15 protein-coding genes and 1 pseudogene are annotated in these 20836 nt (G+C 68.9%); 10 read left to right on the top strand and 6 right to left on the bottom strand.

Going from position 1 to position 20836, the window contains the following annotated elements; genetic code table 11:
* On the bottom strand, positions 1-1206 hold a 1206-nt coding region (locus DMC18_RS12880), incomplete at its 3' end, for a dicarboxylate/amino acid:cation symporter (RefSeq protein WP_110132990.1).
* Positions 1207-1489: 283 nt separating this feature from the next.
* Between DMC18_RS12880 and DMC18_RS12875 the strand changes: the two genes are divergently transcribed.
* Together DMC18_RS12875 and DMC18_RS12870 are read left to right on the top strand one after the other, a co-directional pair.
* Positions 1490-3256: an ATP-binding protein gene (locus tag DMC18_RS12875; protein ID WP_233245125.1), complete on the top strand. Its 1767-nt coding sequence runs from the start codon at positions 1490-1492 to the stop codon at positions 3254-3256.
* Positions 3253-4614 (top strand): sigma-54 dependent transcriptional regulator, encoded by a 1362-nt coding sequence (locus DMC18_RS12870; protein ID WP_110117726.1) that lies wholly within the window; start codon positions 3253-3255, stop codon positions 4612-4614. Before DMC18_RS12875 ends, DMC18_RS12870 begins: the two co-directional genes overlap by 4 nt.
* A gap of 39 nt (positions 4615-4653) precedes the next feature.
* On the opposite strand, the gene DMC18_RS12865 is transcribed toward DMC18_RS12870, so the two are convergent.
* Both DMC18_RS12865 and DMC18_RS12860 read right to left on the bottom strand, forming a co-directional pair.
* A complete protein-coding gene (locus tag DMC18_RS12865; protein WP_146218063.1) occupies positions 4654-5955 on the bottom strand; it encodes a hypothetical protein in 1302 nt (433 codons plus the stop codon).
* Between the two features lie 14 nt (positions 5956-5969).
* Positions 5970-8306, bottom strand: coding sequence for a TonB-dependent receptor (locus DMC18_RS12860; RefSeq protein WP_110132988.1), 2337 nt, complete (start codon positions 8304-8306; stop codon positions 5970-5972).
* 201 nt (positions 8307-8507) lie between these two features.
* Here DMC18_RS12860 and DMC18_RS12855 point away from each other — a divergent pair, with 201 nt between their 5' ends.
* The 7 genes from DMC18_RS12855 (at position 8508) to DMC18_RS12825 (ending at position 17791) form a co-directional block, all read left to right on the top strand.
* Positions 8508-9233, top strand: a complete 726-nt coding sequence (locus DMC18_RS12855) for a GntR family transcriptional regulator (RefSeq protein ID WP_110132987.1) — start codon at positions 8508-8510, stop codon at positions 9231-9233.
* The gene (locus DMC18_RS12850) at positions 9233-10252 is read left to right on the top strand and encodes a serine hydrolase (protein ID WP_110132986.1); all 1020 of its coding nucleotides are present in this window, start codon (positions 9233-9235) and stop codon (positions 10250-10252) included. Before DMC18_RS12855 ends, DMC18_RS12850 begins: the two co-directional genes overlap by 1 nt.
* A 187-nt stretch (positions 10253-10439) precedes the next feature.
* On the top strand, positions 10440-11309 hold the full coding sequence (locus DMC18_RS12845) for a TauD/TfdA family dioxygenase (protein ID WP_110132985.1): 870 nt from the start codon (positions 10440-10442) through the stop codon (positions 11307-11309).
* A gap of 511 nt (positions 11310-11820) precedes the next feature.
* Positions 11821-15237 (top strand): response regulator, encoded by a 3417-nt coding sequence (locus DMC18_RS12840; RefSeq protein ID WP_110132984.1) that lies wholly within the window; start codon positions 11821-11823, stop codon positions 15235-15237.
* Positions 15238-15246: 9 nt separating this feature from the next.
* On the top strand, positions 15247-16071 hold the full coding sequence (locus DMC18_RS12835) for a protein-glutamate O-methyltransferase CheR (protein ID WP_110132983.1): 825 nt from the start codon (positions 15247-15249) through the stop codon (positions 16069-16071).
* A gap of 23 nt (positions 16072-16094) precedes the next feature.
* Positions 16095-16658, top strand: a complete 564-nt coding sequence (locus tag DMC18_RS12830) for a chemotaxis protein CheB (RefSeq protein ID WP_233248144.1) — start codon at positions 16095-16097, stop codon at positions 16656-16658.
* Positions 16655-17791 (top strand): hybrid sensor histidine kinase/response regulator, encoded by a 1137-nt coding sequence (locus tag DMC18_RS12825; protein WP_110132981.1) that lies wholly within the window; start codon positions 16655-16657, stop codon positions 17789-17791. The genes DMC18_RS12830 and DMC18_RS12825 overlap by 4 nt, the downstream gene beginning before the upstream one ends.
* 66 nt (positions 17792-17857) lie before the next feature.
* On the opposite strand, the gene DMC18_RS12820 is transcribed toward DMC18_RS12825, so the two are convergent.
* Both DMC18_RS12820 and DMC18_RS12815 read right to left on the bottom strand, forming a co-directional pair.
* On the bottom strand, positions 17858-19201 hold the full coding sequence (locus DMC18_RS12820; protein ID WP_199232570.1) for a HAMP domain-containing sensor histidine kinase: 1344 nt from the start codon (positions 19199-19201) through the stop codon (positions 17858-17860).
* A 34-nt stretch (positions 19202-19235) separates the two neighbouring features.
* Complete coding sequence (locus DMC18_RS12815) at positions 19236-19913, bottom strand: response regulator transcription factor (RefSeq protein WP_110132979.1); 678 nt, start codon at positions 19911-19913, stop codon at positions 19236-19238.
* 176 nt (positions 19914-20089) lie between these two features.
* Between DMC18_RS12815 and DMC18_RS12810 the strand changes: the two genes are divergently transcribed.
* The gene (locus DMC18_RS12810) at positions 20090-20491 is read left to right on the top strand and encodes a hypothetical protein (protein ID WP_110132978.1); all 402 of its coding nucleotides are present in this window, start codon (positions 20090-20092) and stop codon (positions 20489-20491) included.
* Here DMC18_RS12810 and DMC18_RS26030 read toward each other — a convergent pair.
* Positions 20488-20836: pseudogene (locus DMC18_RS26030) on the bottom strand (sel1 repeat family protein); the annotation flags it as partial. The gene DMC18_RS12810 and the pseudogene DMC18_RS26030 overlap by 4 nt on opposite strands.

Raw genomic sequence — 20836 nt, 5'->3', positions numbered from 1 at the left:
GCCGATGAAGTTGGTCAGGGCCCGGCACTCGCTCATGAAGCGGTCGACGCCGAGGATCAGGGCCATGCCGGCCACCGGCACCGAGGGCACCACTGACAGGGTGGCGGCCAGGGTGATGAAGCCCGCGCCGGTGACGCCCGCCGCGCCCTTGGACGACAGCATGGCCACGGAGAGCAGCAGCAGCTGGTCGCCCAGCGACAGGTGGACGCCCGTGGCCTGGGCGATGAACAGCGCCGCCAGGGTCATGTAGATGTTAGTGCCGTCGAGATTGAACGAATAGCCGGTCGGGACCACCAGGCCGACGACGGGCTTGGCGCAGCCTGCGCGCTCCAGCTTGTCGATCAGGCTGGGCAGGGCCGATTCCGACGAACTGGTGCCCAGCACCAGCAGCAGTTCGCTCTTCAGGTAGCGGATCAGCTTGAGGATCGAGAAGCCGTTGAAGCGGGCGACTGCGCCCAGGATCACCACGACGAAGATGATCGAGGTGGCGTAGAAGGTCCCGACCAGGGCGGCGAGGTTCACGACCGAGCCGATGCCGTACTTGCCGATGGTGAAGGCGAAGGCCCCGAAAGCGCCGATCGGAGCTGCCTTCATCAGGATCCCGACCAGGCGGAAGAAGGCGTGGGCGATCGACTCCAGCAGATCGACGACCGGCTGGCCCTTGTCGCCGACCAGCACCAGGGCGACGCCGAACAGGATCGAGAAGAACAGCACCTGCAGGATGTCGCCATCCGCGAAGGCGCCCGTGACCGTTGCCGGGATGATGTTGCTGAGGAAGCCGACGATCGTCGTCTCGTGGGCCTTGGCGGCGTAGCTGGCGACCTTCTCGCTGTGCAGCGTGGCCGGATCGATGTTCATGCCCGCGCCCGGATGGACGAGGTTGCCAACCACCATGCCCAGCACCAGGGCCAGGGTAGAGAAGGTCAGGAAGTAGGCGAAGGCTTTCAGCACCACGCGGCCGAACTTGCCCAGGTCGCGCATGCCGGCGATGCCGGTGACGACGGTGAGGAAGATCACCGGGGCGATGACCATCTTCACCAGCTTGATGAAGGCGTCGCCCAGCGGCTTGAGGCTCTCGCCGAAGCCGGGCCAGAAGTGGCCGATCAGGGCGCCGGCGGCGATGGCGACCAGCACCTGGATGTAGAGATGCGTGTACCAGGGACCGGGGCGCGGCGGCGCCGCGGCGGACGGGGCTTGCGGGATCATCTGGCGGGCTCCTGGGCTCGTTTCCTCGCGCGTCCTTGCAGGTCGGGCGCTTGGACCAAGAGTGGCGCAGGATGGTTCGGGCGGGAGACAGCTCCTAAACAAAACCCATAAGGCCATGAATAATTGAAAGAATAGCCCCATACAGGCTCGCTTCGACACGATATGCCGTGTCATAGTCCGCCCAGCTTCGATCCATATTGTGTGGAATATGGCACAACCCAAGCCAATCGCACCGCAACCGCTCTCCGCGTCAGGCCCTGTCGTTTCGAGATCCCGACTGGCGGTGTTCGTCGTGATCGCGGCGGCGATCGGCGCGCTCCTGGTCTGGTCGGTCGGCGCCCTGGTCGAGCAGCGGGCGATGACGGCCCTGCGCGCGCGGGCGAGCGCTTCGGCGGCGCTGCACGCGGCTGTGCTGCGCAGCGAACTCGACAAGCAGCGGGCCCTGCCCCTGGTCCTGGCCGACGACGCCGACCTGGAAGCCGCACTCGCCAGCCGCTCGCCCGCCAAGCTGGAGGCGCTGTCGCGCAAGCTGGAGGCGCTGGGCGTCCAGGCGCGCGCGGCGGCGGTCTATGTGATCGCCACCGACGGCGTGACCGCGGCCGCCAGCAACTGGCGGCTGCCGACCAGCTTCGTCGGCTCCGACTACGGCTTTCGCCCCTATTTCACCCAGGCCCTGCGCAGCGGCTACGCCGAGCAGTTCGCCCTGGGCACGGTCAGCCGCAAGCCCGGCCTCTACCTCGCCCGTCGCGTGGACGGCCCGAAGGGTCCGCTGGGCGTCGTGGTGGTCAAGCTGGAGTTCGACGGCGTCGAGGCCGCCTGGCGCGCCATCGGCGAGCCGGCCTTCGTGGTCGACGCCCAGGGCCTGGTGCTGATCACCAGCCAGCCCGAATGGCGCTTCCTGGCCCGTGATCCCCTGCCCCAGGCCAGACGCGACGCCCTGCGCGTAGGGGGTCAGTACGGCGGGGCGAGCTTCGCTCCCCTGCCCCTGCGCCAGAAGTCCGGCGGCGTGGCCCGAACCGACACGCCGCGCGCCGAGCGCCAGATCGAAACGCGCCTGGCGGATGTCGCCCCCGGCTGGACGCTCCACCTGCTGAGCACAGCCGTTCCCGCCGAGCAGGCGGCGGCGGCGGCGCGCTGGATCACCGCCCTGGTCTGGACCCTGCTGAGCGCCGCGTTGCTGTGGCTGTGGGTGCGGCGGCGGCGCATCCATCTGGCCGCCCTGCGCGATCGCGAGACGCGCCTGGAGCTGGAACGGCGGGTCGAGGAACGCACCCACGAACTGACCGACGCCAACCGCGCCCTGTCGTACGAGGTCGAGGAGCGCCAACGCACCGAAACCCGCCTCCGCTCGTTGCAGGCCGACCTGGTGCAGGCCAACAAGCTGGCGTCCCTCGGCCAGATCGCCGCCGGGGTGGCGCACGAGATCAACCAGCCGGTGGCCGCGATCCGGGCCAACGCCGACAACGGCCTGCTGCTGATCGGCCGCGGCCTCGCCGACGCCGCCGGCGACACCTTCACCGCCATCGTGGCGATGACCGAGCGGATCGGCCGGATCACCGACGAACTGCGGGCCTTCTCGCGCAAGGCCGACGGCCGGGTCGAGCCGACCCTGGTCACCGAGGTGATCGACGGCTCGGTGCTGCTGACCGCCAGCCGGTCGCGACGCCAGGAGGCGCGTCTGGTCCGCCAGGGCGAAACCGCAGGCCTGAGCGTGCTGGGCGAACGGGTCCGGCTCGAACAGGTGCTGGTCAACCTGCTGCAGAACGCCTTCGAGGCGGTAGGCGGCCGCGCCGACGGCGTCGTCACCGTCACGGTCCGGGAACACGTGGACACGATCGAGATCGTCGTCGGCGACAACGGTCCGGGCCTGGCGCCCGAGGTGGAGCGCGCCCTCTTCACCCCCTTCCTGACCACCAAGCCGCGCGGCCTGGGCCTTGGTCTCGTCATCGCCCACGACATCGCCGTCGACTTCGGCGGGCAGTTGACGGCGAGCTCGACGCCCGGCCAGGGCGCGACCTTCATCCTGACCCTGCGCAAGGCGGTTCCATGAGCCCGCCGGCCGGCAAGATCCTGCTCGTCGACGACGACGAGGCGTTGCGGGTCGCCGTCGCCCAAGGCCTGGCCTTGCGCGGCTTCGACGTCGCGGCGTTCGACAACGCCCCGGCGGCGCTGAAGGCGGTGTCGCGCGACTTCGTCGGCGTCATCGTTTCGGACGTGCGCATGCCCGGCATGGACGGCCTGGCGCTGTTCCAGCGCGTCCAGGCGATCGATCCCGATATCCCTGTGCTGCTGATCACCGGGCATGGCGACGTGGCCATGGCCGTCGCCGCCCTGCAGGACGGCGTCTACGACTTCGTCTCCAAGCCCTTCCCGATGGAGCGGCTGACCGCGGCCCTGTCGCGCGCGCTGGAGAAGCGCCGGCTGGTGCTGGACAACCGCCGCCTGGAGGCCGCCGCCCAGAGCGCCGACGGCTCGATGCTGCTCGGCGACACACCGGTCATGCAACGGCTGCGCGCCACCATCGCCCAACTGGCCGAGGCCGAGGTCGATGTGCTGATCCAGGGCGAGACCGGCGTTGGCAAGGGCCTGGTGGCCCAGGCCCTGCATCGCGGCGGCGCGCGGCGCGCCCGGCCGATGGTCGCGGTCAACTGCGCAGCTCTGCCCGAGGCGGTGTTCGAAACCGAACTGTTCGGCGCGACCGGCGGCGCTGGCGGCCTTCGCCCCAATATCGGCCGCATCGAGCGCGCCGATCGCGGGGTGCTGTTTCTCGATGAGATCGAGGGCCTGTCACCCAGCATGCAGGCCAGGCTTTTGCGGGTGGTCGAAGAGCGCGAGATTTGGCCTGTCGGCGCGTCCGAACCGCGCCACCTGGACCTGCGGATCGTCGCGGCGAGCAAGGTCGACCTGGCCGAGGCCGTGCGCGACGGCGCCTTCCGCGCCGACCTCTATTACCGCCTGAACGTGGTCACCCTGGTGGTTCCGCCCATGCGCGAGCGGCGCGAGGACGTGCCGGCGCTGTTCGGCCACTTCCTGGCCGAGGCCGCGGCCAGGCTGCGACGACCGGCGCCGCGCCTGACGGCGACGATCCGCGACCACCTGTTGGGCCACGACTGGCCCGGCAACGTCCGGGAGCTGGCGCACTACGCCGAGCGCGTGGCCTTGGGGCTGCCCTCAGCCGCCCTGGGCGAAGACGGCGCCGTCCAGGGCGCCGACGAAGGCCTGGCCGAACGCACCGGCCGCTACGAGGCGATGGTCATCCGCGAGACCCTGGCGGCCTGCGGCGGCGACGCCCGCACGGCGATGACCCTGCTGCAAACCCCGCGCAAGACCTTCTACGACAAGCTGCGCCGCCACGGCATCGACATCGACCGCTACCGTCCGGCGAAGCCTTCGCGCCCGGGAGGATAATCTATCGACGCGCGAGCGGTCCGCGCGCGCCGGCCCGGATCACAGGCTGGCGGCGATTACCGATTGGAACGCCGCCGCCACCGGCGCGACCAGATCGCCCGAGACGCAGCGCAGGTCGTCCTGGGCCGTATGGAAGTATCGGTGACCGCCATAGAGACCGATCGCCCGGGCGTAGCCGGCCTCGATGACGTTGACCAATTCGCCGCCGGCGTTGGCGCGATTGGCTTCGTAGACGGCTTCCAGGCCGTTCAGCCCGGCGAAAGCCGCCCTGGTCCGCGCGATCAGATCGGGCGTGGCGGTCAGCACCCGCTGGGAGTCGGCGCTGGGCAACGGCCGCAGGCCGCCGGGCAGTTCATGCCAGTCGCGGGCGGCGGCGCTGGCGCCGATATGGACCCAGAGATGAGTGTCGGCGGGTTTGGGCGCGTGGTGCTCCAGATACTGCTCGCCGCCGAGATAGATGTACTCGTGCCCGCTGGTGGCGACGAACTCCAGGTTCACGCCGGGCCTGGACGCCGCCAGGGTTTCGGCCAGCCACAGCCAGACGGCCACGCCCGCGCCGCGTTCGGCCACGCAGGTGAACCAGCCCGAGCGCGGGGTGGTGACGATCAGGGTCTTGGCCGCACCGCGATCCAAACGGGCGATGAGGTTGTAGGCCGGACGGCGGCCGACCTCGGCGTCGACCGTCAGGGTCGCGCTCTCACCCGCCTTCGCCGCCGTCACGAACGGTTCGGCGTCCTTCGGGGCCAGGATGACGACGGGCTTGGGAAAGGCCGGTTTGCTGGCGCTGACGTTCAGGCCGATCGCCTCGCCGGTCGGCCCGGTGGTGACCAGGACAGCCGCCTCTGCGCCGCGATCGAAGGCGTCCTTCAGGGCGCTGGACGCGGCCGGCTCGGCCAGGCTCACCCAGCGCCGGAACGGCAGCACGACCAGGGCGATCGCGCCGTCCAGGGATCCGCCGACGCTCGCCGCCTTGAGCGGCAGGGTCAGTCCGGTCGGATCGGTGGTCCGCACGATCGCCTGCGGGAAGACGTCCACGACCTTGTCGCCCACGGCCAGGGTCGCCTTGCGGACCTCGGCATAGGGAACCTCGAAGGCCTGGCGCTCGCTGCGATAGCCGAGGCTGGCCAGTTCGCCTTCGAGCCAGGCGCCGCTGGCCGTGTCGCCCGCCCCGCCGGAGGCCTTGACCCCAAAGCCCGCGAAGCGCTCCAGCACGGCCTGCAGCCAGGCCGGATCGGGCTTGGCGGCGGCGGCCGGCGCCGCCTTCGCCACCGAAGCGGCCCCAGCGGCCCCCGCGGCGAGGACGCCCGCGCCCACCAGAAGATCTCGACGCGATGCGCCCATGACGTCCTCTCCTCCTACCAGCGGTAGGTGATGCTGGCCCCGACGGTGCGGGGCGTGCTGTAGCGGTTGGCCAGAGGCTGGCCGCTGGTCTGGAACTGCAGGAGCGCGATGCTCTGGTCGGTCAGGTTCTGCACGAACACGGCGGCCTGGATCTTCTTGACGTCGACGCCGGCGCGCAGGTTCACCTGCTCGACGTCGTTCAGCCAGATCGCCGGGGTCGCGGCAGTGACCGAGTCCTGCACGCCGCCGGTCTGGTACTGGTAGGAAACGTTGCCGAAGCCGACGACGTCGCCGGTGATCCGGCGGCGGTAGTCGAGGGTCGAAGAGGCGGTCCACTTGGGGATCTGCGCCACCGACGAGCCGACCAGCGGCAGGCCCGAATAGTCGCCGGGCGTCGAGACGAAACGAGCCTGCTGGCGCGCGCCGTTGAGGCTGGCGGTCAGGAGGCCGCCAGCCAGGCCGAAACGACCGTCGATCGCCGCCGAGACGCCGCGGGCGTGGACGTTGCCGCCATTGATGTTGAAGGTCGTCGCCGCCTTCTGGCAGGCGTTCACCGCCGTGCACCCGTCCGTGATCGAGGTGATGGCGTCTTCGGTCTGCGAGCTGTAGCCGGTCAGGCGCAGATAGATGTTGCGCGCCAGGTTGCCCTTGAAGCCGAGTTCGACGCTGGTGGTGTCCTCGTTGCCGTAGGTCGGCCGGAAGGGGTTTGGCGCGTAGGGCGAGGAGGTCCGGGCGTTGACGCCGCCGGCGCGATAGCCGGTGCCGACCTTGGCGTAGACCAGCGGCTCGTTGGCCACCGGCAGGCGATAGGCGGCCGTGAAGGTGTAGTTCAGCCGGTCGGACTCGAAGTCGTAGGCGGCGGGCGCGGCGGCCTGGGTGTCGGTGTAGAGATAGACCGTCGTCTGGCTGGCGCTCTTGTCGTCGCGCGAATAGCGCAACTCTCCGGTGAAGGTGAACCGGGCGACCCGATAGCGCAGCAGGCCGTAGGCCGAGACCGACTCGTTGCGCAGCGGCGCGCGCGCCGAGGTCCCGAAGTTGCCGAAGGTGGCGGGACAGGCCGCCGAGGTCGCCAGCGGCAGGTAGCACAGGTGCTGGGTCGGCGTGCCGGCGCAGACGCCCGCCCCGACCCGCAGGGTGCAGGGCGTGGTCGCGGAGTCGGTGCCGTTCAGGTCGTGCTGCAGCAGGTAGTCGGCGCCGGCCAGCCAGTCGAGGTTTCCGCCCAGCCCCTGCCCCGCGATGTGCAGGTCCTGATAGAGAGTGCGGTCCTTGGCCACCGTCGAGGTCTGGCCGAACGGATAGAGGCCGATCTGGCCCTGGCTCTGGAGCTTGGCCAGGGTGGCCAGATCGATGGCCGCCGCGTAGTTCTGCCGCGAGATCCAGTGGGTGGCCATGGTGGTCGAGGTCAGCTTGGCCCAGCCGAGATCGTAGTCGGCCAGGATCATGGCCCGCTGGGCCTGCTGATGGACGCCGTCCTTGCCCTCGTGTCCGACCTCGTACTTCGACTGGGTCAGGCCCAGCGGGATCGCCGCCACCACGCCCGCCGGCAGCACGTAGGTGTTGAGGAACGACGGCAGGTTCAGATCCTGGGCGTCGACCGAGAAATCGATGTCCAGCGGTCCCTTGCGGTAGCGCACCTGACCGCGGCCGATCCAGCCGTCGGTGTGGTCGTAGTACTTGCCGCTGTTGGGATTGTAGAAGAAGCCCTTGCCCTGGCCGATGGCCTGGGCGCCCAGGCGCACGGCCACGGTGTCGCTGAGCTTCTGGTTCACGACGGCGGCGACCTTGGTCTGCTCGGTCTGACCGGTGTAGGTGGCGCAGACATAGCCGCTGTCGGTGAACTTGGGCTTGGCCGAGACGATGTTGACGACGCCGTATTCGGCGTTGCGGCCGTAGAGCGCGCCTTGCGGCCCTTCCAGCACCTCGACCCGCTCCAGGTCGAAGAAGTCCATGTGGCGGAAGTTGCGGCCGCCCAGGGTGCTGGAGCCCACATAGGCGCCGTTGACGAACAGGCCGACGCCGGAGTCCGCGCCCGTGGCCCGCTGGGTGCCCGAACCGCGGATCGAGACCTCGCTCAGATTGGTGCTCTGCAGGTCGTTGAAGCGCACGCCCGGCACGGTGCGCAGCAGATCGCCGGTGCTGACCACGGGGCCCATGGCGTCGAGCTGCTCGGCGGTCACGGCCGAGATGGTCGCCGGAACGTCCTTCAGGCTCTCCTCGCGCCGCTGGGCGGTGACCAGCACCTCCTCGACGGCCTGGACGCCTTCGGTCCCGGCGCGCTGCGTGGTCTGAGCCATGACCGAGGTCGAGGCGGCCAGTCCGATGACCGCCGCCGACATGAACAGGTGTCGCATTACCCCTACCCCCGACGCTTTTGCGCGCCCTTCACAAAAATGACGTGGCGGAACCTAGGGGCGGCCCGGTCAGATTGTTGAACAATAATCTCTAAAAGGTCGATCCAAATTTCTATCACTCCCATAGGAATAGACTCGTTTAAGGAGCGCTCCCGAGGCGACCGTTGTCGGCTCGAACCAATCCCCCTAAGCCTTCTGGCCATGCCCGAGCCGATTTCGCCGCTGACCGCCGACGCCCTCGCAGACGCCCTGCGCCGCCAGATCCAGGATGGCGTGATCGCACCCGGCGAATGGCTGCGCGAGGTCCGTGTCTGCGGCGAGTTCGGGGTGGGCCGCACCGTGGCCCGGCGCGCCCTGCGCACCCTCGCCGACGACGGCCTCGTCATCATCGAGGAAAACCGCGGCGCCTATGTCGCGGCCACCACCGTCCAGGAGGTCTTCGATCTCTACGAGGTGCGCGCGGCCCTGTACGGCGCGACCGCGCGCTTCGCATGCCTGCGCGCCAGCCCGGCCCACATGGCCGAAACCCTGAAGCTGGTCGACGTGCTGCTGGCGGACTCCGAGAACGGGACCTCGGCTGAGGAACTGATCCGCCAGAGCGAGGTGATCTTCACGCGCCTGGCCAGCCTCTCCAGCCTCGACACCCAAAGGATGATCGCCGCGGTGCGCCGCAAGACGCGCTGGCACTATTCCTATGCCGGCCTGGAAAAGAGCACCGGCGGGGCGCCGTTCGACAGCTGGCTGGTCGTGCGGGCCGGGCTCATCGCCCGCGATCCGGCCAGGGCCGCCGAAGGGGCGCGCAACATCCTCTACCACATGCAGAGCGAGGCCATGCGGCTGATGATCGCCCACGGCCAAGGCCTTCAGGCCGCGCCGGACGTGCGGTCCGCCCGTTCGCGCCGCGCCTCCGCGACCGGAGTTTCTTGATGACCTTTCCGATCTCGCGCCGCGGCCTCATCGCCGGCGTCGGCGTCCTTGCGGCCGCCCCGGCCTTCGCCGCGACCGCCACGCCAGACCTCGATGCGGTGCTCGACTATGTCGGAGGCCAGAAGACCACCGGCTTCCTGGTCGTCCGCGACGGCGAGACACTGGTCGAGCGCAACTGGCCCCTGCCCGCCGAGGCGGCGCAGTTCCGGGCTGTCTTCGTCCACGGAACCAGCCCGGACGGCGCGCTGCTGGAGGACGTCGCCTCCCAGCAGAAGAGCTTCGTGGCGGTGCTGGTCGCGATCGCCGTCGACAAGGGCCTGATCGATGTCGAAAAGCCGGTCTCGGACTATGTCGGCGCGGGATGGTCGAAGGCTTCGCCCGATCAGGAGCGGTCGATCCGCCTGATCCACCTGCTGACCATGTCTTCCGGCCTGGACGAGAGCCTGGCCTATGTCGCGCAGGCAGGCTCGGCCTTCTTCTACAACACGCCGGCCTACGCCGTGGTGAAGGCCGTGCTGGCCGCCGCCGCCCGCCAGCCGCTGGAGACGATCACCGGCGACTGGCTCACAGCCCCCGCCGGCATGGCCGATACTTCCTGGCGCAAGCGGCCGACCGCCTTGGGCAATGTGGGCAATCCGACGGGCCTGGTCACCACGCCGCGCGACATCGCCCGGTTCGGCCAGATCGTGCTGGACGGCGGCAAGGCGCGGGATGGGCGCCGCATCGTCTCCGAGGCGGGCCTGAAGACCCTCTTCACCCGATCCCCGACCAATTCGGCCTACGGCCGCCTGTGGTGGCTGAACGGCGGCGAAGAGACGGTGCGCGCCGCGGGCCGCCGCGTGCCGGGGCCGCTGATCCCGGCCGCGCCTGCTGACTTGGTCGCGGCTCTGGGCGCGTCGGACCGCAAGCTCTATGTCGTCCCCAGCCGGAAGCTGATCGTCGTCCGCACCGGTCAGGCCGCGCCCGACGCGGACTTCGACCAACAGCTGTGGCTGCGACTTTCCAAGACGCTCGGCTGAACAACCCTCACCAGTGAAGCGCGCGCCAAGACTTCAACGACAGATATACCCAACGATCTTCAGGCCTTCGGCGCGAGGTATATTAGAGAACTTGGCCAATGATATTTTACAAACTCGCATGATCATCAGACATCCACCGCGATAGGCTTCACAGGCGGCCGACGAATGACCGCGCGGAGGAACTTCCATGACGGTCACGCTCGAGCGACGCCCCGAGACCAAGTTTGCCGGCCTTACGCTTTCGCCTCTCGAACCGACGATCGGGGCCGAAATCTCGGGCGTCGATCTCAGCCGCCCGCTGAGCACCGAGGACCGCGATTTCATCAAGGCGGCGCTGTTGCGCTACAAGGTGGTCTTCTTCCGCGACCAGCACGCCCTGGACGCCGAAAGCCAGGCCGCCTTCGCCGCCAATTTCGGCCCGCTCTACACCCACCCCACCACCCGCTCGGACGCCGACAACAAGCCGATCCACAAGATCGAGCCGCCGGACCTGCAGCTGTTCGAGGCCCGCAAGGCGGCGGGCGCGGGACTGGTCCAGGCCGGCTATCACAGCGACACCAGCTGGCGGCTGGTGCCGACCTGGGGCGCGGTGCTGCGGGCGATCGACCTGCCCGAGGTCGGCGGCGACACCGTCTGGGTGGACGCCGGCGCGGCCTATGAAGGCCTCAAACCCGAGACCAAGGCGCGCCTGGAAGGCCTGCACGTCACCCACGATTTCCGCGACGCCCTGCTCGCGGCCGGTCACGACTATCCCATCGTGGCCCATCCGATCGTCCGCAAACACCGTGAGACCGGCGCCTCGATCCTGTGGGTGAACTTCACCCAGAAGCCGCAGGTCATCGGACTGGACCGCGCTGAGAGCAACGCGCTGCTGACCGAGATCCTCGACCAGTATCGCAAGCCCGAATACCAGGTGCGCTTCAAGTGGCGGCCCGGTTCGGTGGCGTTCTGGGACAACCGCGCCGCCGTCCATATCGCCATCCGGAACTATGGCGACTTCCCTCGCCTGCTCGACCGCGTGCTGATCGCCGACGAGCCGCTCTGGACCGACCTCTAGTCCATGCCGACCCAGGCCGCATTCTCCACCGGGGGAAGCGGCCTGCCCCCCGCGCGCCTTCGCCAAGCGTCGAGGCTTCGGCTTCCCACCGCGCTGATCCGAGGTTCTACTCGGAGTTCCGATCCCGAACGGCCCTAGGGCGCCCTCGTCATCTTCGGGGTCCGCGCGACCGCCGGCCCGCGGATCGGCGATTTCCTCGACAAACACGAGTTGCGATCGGTCGCCCCATGCCGGCGCGCTGGAGACGACATGACGCGCCGACCTCCCGCCTGGCGATATTCGGACGCCGACGTGAAAAGCCGCCCTCGCATTGAACCTTTGCCTTAGGCCCGCGTTCACGGACCTTGCACGGCGATGTCCGTGATCGGGGGACTTGTGATTTTCAGCTCAAATTCGAGGCCGGCGACAATCAGCCGACCGGCATGGACGTCGGCGTGATCGACCCCTGCCCGCCCCTTTTCCCCTGTTCCGGCCCGACAAGCGCGGCCCACGCCCACAGTTCGAGTTTCTCATGTCGCTGACCCCTTCCACCCGCGAGGCCGCCCGCACGAACGTGGACCTGTGGACCACCCTCGGTCTCGTCACCGTGCTGGCCTTCTTCCTGATCAGCGGCACGATCGCCTATCGCAACATCCAGGTGCTGCGGACCAACAACCAGATGATCATGCACTCCCACAAGGTGCTGATCGCGCTGGACGAACTGCTCTCCACCGCCCAGGACGCCGAGACCGGCCAGCGCGGATACCTGCTGACCGGCAACGACCGCTATCTGGAGCCGTACCAGAGCGCGGTCACCGCCGCCGCGACCCGGATCGAGGCCGTCGCCTCCCTCACACAGGACAACGCCGATCAGCAGGCCAACACCCGCCAGCTGCGCAAGCACATCGACGCCAAGCTGGCCGAGCTGGACGAGACCATCACCCTGCGCCGCAGCCAGGGCGCCCAGGCGGCGCTGGCGGTCGTTTCCACCGATCGCGGCAAGACCGAGATGGACGCCATCCGCACCCAGCTCGACGTCATGCGACAGGAGGAAAACCGGCTGCGCGCGCTGCGCATCGCCGAGATGCAGGAAGCCTACAAGACGGCCACGGCCAGCGGCGTGCTCTCGGGCCTGCTGGGCGCGCTGCTGACCATCGCGGTGTTCGTCCTGGTCCGTCGGGCGGCCACCGCTCGCGCTCGCGAGGAATGGCTGCAGTCGGGCCAGGTCGGGCTTTCCGATGCGATGATGGGCGACAAGTCGGTCGAGGAGCTGTCCGACGGCATACTGTCGTTCCTGGCCGGCTATCTGGGCTTCCAGGCCGGGGCGCTGTTCAAGGGCGAGAACGGCCACTTCTATCGCGCCGCCGCCCTGGGCATTCCCGCCGACGCCAACGTGCCCCTGCGGTTCAGCCTCAAGGAAGGCCTGCTGGGCAAGGTCGCCGCCGAAGGACGAGCGACGATCGTGCGCGACGTGCCGGACGGCTACATGACCATCGGCTCGGCCCTGGGCGCCGACAAGCCGCGCCACCTCGTCCTGGTCCCGACCCATGCCGACGACACGGTCAACGCCGTCATCGAACTGGGCTTCCTGCATCCGGTGGGCGATCAGGTGCTGAGCCTGCTCGACCAGGCCTCGGCCTCGATCGGCATCGCCCTGCGCTCGGCCCGCTATCGCGTCGAACTGCAGAACGCCCTGGAGGAAACCCAGCGTCAGTCCGAGGAACTGCAGGTGCAGAGCGAGGAGCTGCGGGTCTCCAACGAGGAGCTCGAGGAGCAGAGCCGCGCCCTCAAGGAATCCCAGACCCGGCTGGAGCAGCAGCAGGTCGAGCTGGAACAGACCAACAGCCAGCTGGAGGAACAGGCCCAAACCCTGGAAACCCAGCGCGACGAGCTGGAGCGCAGCACGGCGGCCGTCACCTTGAAGGCGCGCGAGCTGGAGCAGGCCAGCCAGTACAAGTCCGACTTCCTGGCCAATATGAGCCACGAGCTGCGCACGCCGCTGAACTCGCTGCTGATCCTGTCCAAGCTGTTGAGCGACAACCCCGACGGCAACCTGTCGGATGAACAGGTGAAATTCGCCCAGACTATCGCCTCGTCGGGCAACGACCTGCTGACGCTGATCAACGACATCCTCGACCTTTCGAAGATCGAGGCCGGCCACATCGAGGTGCGGCCCGAGACGGTGAGCGTGCAGCGCCTGGTGAGCGACCTGCGCCAGCTGTTCCAGCCGGTGGCCGACGAACGGCGCCTGGCCTTCGAAGTCGAGATCGACCCCGCCTGCCCGGCCGCCTTCGAGACCGACCGCCAGCGCCTGGAGCAGATCCTCAAGAACCTGCTGTCCAACGCCTTCAAGTTCACCGAGAAGGGCGGCGTCACCCTGGCCATCAGGCCGGCCGCCGAGGGCCTCGCCTTCGGGGTCCGGGACACCGGCATCGGCATCGCGCGCGAGCAGCAGGAAAGCATTTTCGAGGCCTTCCGCCAGGCCGACGGCACGATCAGCCGCAGATACGGCGGCACCGGCCTTGGCCTGTCGATCTCGCGCGAGCTGTCGCGGCTGCTGGGCGGCGTGATCGGCCTCGAGAGCCAGGCCGGCCAGGGCAGCACCTTCACGGTGACCCTGCCTGTCGCCTACGATCCCGCCCGCATCGCGCCGCGTGAGAGCCAGGCTCGCGCCGAAGCGCCGGCGCCGACCGGTTCGCCGCAGCGCGCGCCGCGGCCGACCCAGGCCGTGGAGGACGACCGCGAGCAGCTGGGCGGCTCTCGCCGCGTGCTGCTGGTCATCGAGGACGACGAGGTGTTCGCCGGCATCGTGCGCGACCTCTCGCGCGAGATCGGCTTCCAGTGCCTGGTGGCCGGCACCGCCGAGGAGGCCCTGAAGCTGGCCAAGCGCTTCAAGCCCAATGCCGTGGTGCTCGACGTTGGCCTGCCCGACGAGTCCGGCCTGATGGTGCTGGACCGCCTGAAGCGTGACGACGCCACCCGCCACATACCGATCCACGTGGTCTCGGCCAGCGACCACGCCCAGACCGCCCTGTCGCTCGGCGCCATCGGCTACCTGGTCAAGCCGGTCCGGCACGAGGACTTGGCCGACGTTCTGCGCGGGCTGGAGGCCAAGCTGGCCGGGTCGGTGCGACGGGTGCTGATCGTCGAGGACGATCCGGTGCAGCGCGACGCCGTCGGCAAGCTGCTATCGTCGGGCGATGTCGAGACGGTCGGCGTCGGCACTGCCGCCGAATGCCTCGAACAGCTCAAGCAGCAGACCTTCGACTGCATGGTGCTGGACCTGTCGCTGCCGGACGCCTCGGGCTTCACCCTGCTGGAGACCCTCAGCCAGGATGGCGACCGCGCCTTCCCGCCGGTGATCGTCTACACCGGCCACGACCTGTCGGCCGACGACGAGCAGCGGCTGCGCCGCTATTCCAGCTCGATCATCATCAAGGGCGCCAAGTCGCCCGAGCGCCTGCTCGACGAGGTGTCGCTGTTCCTGCACCAGGTGGTGTCGGAACTGCCGGCCGAGCAGCAGAAGATGATCCAGAAGGCCCGCAACCGCGACGCCGTGTTGGAAGGGCGGCGGATCCTCATCGTCGAGGACGACATCCGCAACGTCTACTCCCTGACCAACGTGCTGGAGCCCCGCGGCGCCATCGTCGAGATCGCCCGCAACGGCCAGGAGGCCATCGACGCCCTGGCCCTCGCGGCCGGGGATCCCGCCCGCGCCGTCGACCTGGTGCTGATGGACGTGATGATGCCGGTGATGGACGGCCTGACCGCCGCCCGCGAGATCCGCAACGACCCCAGGTGGGCCAAGCTGCCGATCCTGATGCTGACGGCCAAGGCCATGCCCGACGACCAGGAACGCTGCATCGCCGCCGGCGCCAACGACTACATGGCCAAGCCCATCGACGTGGACAAGCTGCTCTCACTCGTCCGGGTCTGGATGCCGAGATAGGCGATCCCAGTGCCCGAAGCCGTCGTCGATCTCGAAATCCAGCTGCTGCTGGAGGCGCTGTACCAGCGCTACCACTACGATTTCCGCCATTATGCGCGGGCGTCGATCAAGCGACGCCTGGTGCAGGCGCGCGACCAGCTGGCGTTCCCGACCATCTCGGCCATGCAGGATCGCGTGCTGCACGACCCGTCGATGCTGCCGCGCCTGCTCGACTATCTGACCGTCCAGGTCAGCGAGATGTTCCGCGACCCGTCCTACTTCCGGGCGCTTCGGGAAAGCGTGCTGCCCCACCTGAAGACCTACCCGTCGCTGAAGGTCTGGATCGCCGGCTCCAGCACCGGCGAGGAGGTCTATTCGCTGGCCATCCTGTTTCGCGAGGAAGGCCTCTACGACCGGACCCTGTTCTACGCGACCGACATCAATCCCGAGGCCCTGGCGGCCGCAGAAGCCGGGGTCTATCCGCTCGACCGCATCCGCAAGTTCACCGAGAACCACCAGAAGTCCGGCGGGCGGTCCTCGCTCTCGGACTACTACACCGCCGCCTACGGCCGGGCCGTGTTCGACAAGACGCTGCGCGAGCGGGTGGTGTTCTCCGACCACAGCCTGGTCACCGACGCCGTCTTCGCCGAGATGCACCTGATCTCGTGCCGCAACGTGATGATCTATTTCGATCGTCCCCTGCAGGACCGCGCCATCGGCCTGTTTCACGACTCCCTGGCCCGCAAGGGTTTCCTGGGCTTGGGCTCGAAGGAGAGCCTGCGGTTCTCGGCCCACGCCGGCGGCTTCTCCGACTTCGTTCCCGGCGAGAAGATCTACCAGAGGCGCGAACCATGAGCGCCGCGCCCGTAAAGCCCCCCGTGAAGGCTGTCGTGATCGGCGCCTCGGCCGGCGCCGTCCAGGCGCTGCTGACCATCCTGCCCGCCCTGCCCGCCAGCTTCGCCCTGCCGGTGCTGGTGGTGGTGCACGTGCCGCCGGACCGCGACAACGTCCTGGTCTCGCTGCTGCAGGCCAAGTGCCGGCTGACGGTGAAGGAGGCCGAGGACAAGGAGCCTCTGGTCGGCGGCACGGTCTTCTTCGCGCCGTCCGACTATCACCTCCTCGTGGAGACTGACGGAACGCTGGCCATCTCCACCGACGAGCCGGTGAACTATTCGCGGCCGTCGATCGACGTGCTGTTCGAGAGCGCCGCCGACGCCTTCGGCGAGGCCCTGGTCGGCGTCGTCCTGACCGGCGCCAACCACGACGGCGCAGCGGGCCTGCGGGCCGTGACGCAGGCGGGCGGGACGGCGATCGTCGAGGATCCGAACTTCGCCCATTCCCGGGCCATGCCGCTCGCCGCCCTCGAAGCGAGCCCCGAAGCCGCCATCATGACCATCGATGCGATCGCATCGTACCTGTCGAGTTTGGGAACCACGCGATGATCGCCGAAAAGCCGATCAACTTCCTCCTGGTCGACGACCTCGAAGAGAACCTGCTGGCGCTGGAAGCCCTGCTCCAGCGCGACGGCCTGACCTGCCTGAAGGCGCGATCCGGCGAGGAGGCGCTGGAGCTTCTCCTGACGCACGAGGTCGCCCTGGCCCTGCTCGACGTGCAGATGCCCGGCATGGACGGCTTCGAACTGGCCGAGTTCATGCGCGGCAGCGAACGCGCCCGGCACATCCCGATCATCTTCCTGACGGCCGGCGCCGCCAACCTGCAACGGCGCTTCCGCGGTTACGAGGCCGGGGCTGTCGATTTCATCCAGAAGCCGATCGAGCCGAACGTCCTGCGCAGCAAGGCCGCCGTGTTCTTCGACCTGCACCAGCAGCGCCAGCAGATCGAACGTCAGCGCGACGAACTGGACGCGGCCGCCCAGGCCCTGCGCCGGGCCGACCGCCACAAGGACAACTTCCTGGCCGTGCTGGCCCACGAGCTTCGCAACCCGGTCGCGGCCCTGGGCGGCGGCCTGCACCTGCTCAACAAGGACATCCCGCCCGAGCGGGCCAGGGACATCCGCGTACGCATGGACCGGATGCTGTCGCACCTCTCCCACCTAGTCGACGACCTGCTCGACGTTTCGCGCGTCAGCCAGGGCAAGATCTCGCTGAAGAAGGAGCGGATCGAACTGGGCGACGCGCTGCGTTCGGCGATCGAGGCCAGCCAGCACAATATCGACGCCGGCTCGCACCGCTTCGACGCCGACCTGCCCGACGAGGCGATCTGGCTCGACGCCGACCACACGCGCGTGGCGCAGATCGTGGCCAACCTGCTCAACAACGCCGCCAAATACACCCCGCCCGGCGGCGAGATCACGCTGACGGCCAGACGCCTGGACGCCGAGGTCGAGATCCGCGTCACCGACACCGGGGTCGGCATCCCGCCGGCGATGCAGTCGCGCATCTTCGAGATTTTCGCCCAGGTCGAGGACCATCTGACCAAGGCCCAGGGCGGCCTGGGCATCGGCCTGGCCCTGGTCAAGCAACTGGTCGCTCTGCATCGCGGGACGATCGAGGTCGAGAGCGCGGGCGAGCACCTGGGCAGCACCTTCATCGTGCGGCTGCCGACCATCGACTGATGAGCGCGGCTTACCACGTCAGAGAGCAACGCGTTCCGACCCGAGGGCCAGGCGTCGCCTGACGTATCAGTCGCCCGCCACGAGGTTGATCTCGAACTGCAGCCCACGCGCCGAAGGCGTCACGGCGATATCGCCACCGTGAGCGGAGACGATGGCGGCCACTGTCGCCAGGCCAAGGCCGTGGCCCGCCGTGGTGCGCGACGGATCGAGCCGCACGAAGCGCTTGAAGATTCGGTTGCGATCCTCGGGCGGCACGCCCGGCCCGTCATCGCCGAACACCAGCCGGACACTGCCGCCGGTCGCTCGTGTCAATATGCGGATCCGAGCCCCCGCGCCCGCGTGGAACAGGCTGTTGTCCATCAGGTTCGACAGCGCCTGCAACAGCAAGGGCCGATCGCCGCGAACGGTCGCGGGCTCCAGGTCGAGCGACAGCGCCATGCCGGCCTTTTCCAGGGCCGGACCATAGGCTTCGGCCAGTTCGTGGACGAGCGCGACGAGGTCCAGAGCCACGAAACGGTCGCGCACGGAACGCCCTTCGATCTCCGCGAGCGCGAGAAGACCCGACAGCAGGCCCTGCAGGTCGTCGACCTCGCTCAACGCACCTTCGACGCGCGCCTTCCGGACGCCATCGGTTGTCTCCGCCTCGATATCCTCCAGACGCGCGCGCAGGCGGGTCAGGGGAGTGCGGATGTCGTGGGCGATGTCGCCCGAGACCTGGCGCAGGTTGCTCATCAGGGCCTCGATGCGATCGAGCATGCGATTGAGCACCGTGGCCAGCTGGTCGAACTCGCCGCCCGAGCCGTCGACCGGCATGCGGCGACGCATGTCGCCGGCCATGATCCCTTCGGCGGCGCCGTGGATCGCGTTGAGACGCCGTTGCACGACCCCGCCAAAGCCGAAGGTCGCCAGAACGCCCACCGCCGCCACAAGGCCTGCGCTGATCAGGAACACGCGCAGCAGGGCGCGGTCGATATCGAGCAGGTCGGCGCGGTCGGCGGCCACGACCAGTCGCCCGCCGCCCGGCAGGGGCGCGTTCATGGCCTGGGCGACGCCGCTGCTGCCGTCGGGCCGGCGGAACCGGATGAACTCGCTCCAGCCGGGCGGCGGCGTCTCGGCCTGGAAGTCTCCGGCCCTTCGCCTGCCCGACGCGTCGAGCACGATATAGCCCATGCGGCTGCCGGCCTCTGACCGCCCCGCCAGATAACCCAACGTGCCCCGGGCCGGACGCCGGTCGCGGTCGGTCACCGCCCGCACCAGCACGTCGAAGCCCGCCCGCTCGTAGGTAGCGAGCAGCGACTGGGTTTCCAGCTCGATGCGATGATCCAGCTGCCGCTCGATCTCGTGGTGGACCATGCTGAACGTCACCACCCCGACCGCCAGCGTCAGGACGCAGGAGATCCCCGCCACCACGAGGCTGAGGCCACGAACGGTCCTGGGCGTTCGACTACGCATCGTCGTTCATCATGTAGCCGGAGCCTCGGACCGTGCGGATGGCGCTGCGCTCGAAGCCCTCGTTCAGCTTGCTGCGCAGCCGGGACATGTGGGTCTCGACGATGTTGGTCTTGGGATCGAAACCGAAGTTCCAGACCTTTTCGAGCAGCATGGTCCGCGTGACGATGCGGCCGGGATTGCGCATCAGTTGCTCCAGCAAGGTGAACTCCCGCGGCTGCAGGTCGACAGAGCGCCCGCCCCGACGCACCTCCCGGCGCAGCAGGTTCATCTCGATGTCCGCCACGCGCAGGACCGCATCGAACTCGCCCGTCGGCGGTCGGCGACCCAGCGCCGCCACGCGCGCGGCGAGCTCGACGAAGGCGAACGGCTTGACGAGGTAGTCGTCGGCCCCCTCCTCCAGGCCGTCGACCCGATCAGCGATCTGGGACATGGCCGTCAGGAGCAGGACCGGCGTCGTCCGCCCCTGCGCGCGGATCGCCTTCAGGACCGCCAGTCCGTCGACGCCCGGCACCATCCGGTCGAGCACCAGCACGTCGAAATCACGCTCGGCCAGGCGCCGCAGCGCCACCGAGCCATCGGCCTCGACCTCCACCACATGGCCGCGCTCCGTCAGGCCGCGCTCGATGAACGCAGCGGTCTCGGGATCGTCCTCGAGCAGAAAGACCTTCATGCCCGCCTTACCGTGCTGTTGGCCGCGCTATACATTTTCCCAACCTTGCTTCCAGCGCATCGACACGCCAGCGCCAAGCGATAAGGCTTGGGCCCGCACCGTCCGCTCGCCCAGCCAGGTCGATATCCCCCGTCGTGATCCACGCTCAAGCCCAGCCTCCGCAACAGAGCCCGCCGATGGACGGGCCTCGCCAGGCCGTGTCCGAGCGCTGCGCCCGGATCGGCCTCAAGCTCACCGACAAGCGTCGCGAACTGATCGAACTGCTCGACGGGATGGACGCGCCCTTCGACATGGAACAGGTCTGGTGGACAGCCCACAACCGGGGCCAGCGCGTCAACCGGTCGACGCTGCATCGACTGGTCGTCGACCTGGTGGCGGCGGGGGTTTTGAACGAGATCGGATCGATCGACCGCCAGCGCCGCTTCGCGCCGCCCCTGCCGGTCGACGTACAGGTCCAGACCCCCGAAGGTCGCGTCCCCGTGGACGACGCGACCCTGGCCGAGATGCTGGCGCGCGTGGCCGCCAGCAGCGGGCTGGCCGTTGGCCGGGGCAGGATCGTCATCACCGTCGAACCCTAGCCCGCCGCCGGACCGGAGGCGTCCAGGCGATCGGCAAGGTCGCGATAGGCCGCGACGGGCGCGCTGCGGAGGAAAGCGACCATCTTCGCCGTGAACGCGGCCGTCGCGGTTGTCGCCGCCTGTTCGAACTGCGCCAGCGCGCCGGCGATCTCGCCCTCGGCGGCCAGCACCCGACCGAAGTTGAACCGGCCGCGAAAATCGCCGCCGGCCGCGGCCCTGGCGTAGCAGTCTCGGGCCATGGCGAAATCCTGAGCGACCTCCCAGCCGTCCTCGTAGAAGCTGCCTACCACGTTGATCGACTTGACGTGGCCCAACTCGGCCGCCCTCTGAAACCAGGCCAGGGCG

Origin of the sequence: Caulobacter sp. D5 (assembly GCF_003185805.1) — a bacterium.
In the GTDB taxonomy this organism is placed as follows: domain Bacteria; phylum Pseudomonadota; class Alphaproteobacteria; order Caulobacterales; family Caulobacteraceae; genus Caulobacter.
Note: the sequence above shows the minus strand (reverse complement) of the source record. Positions and strands in the feature narration are given on the sequence as shown.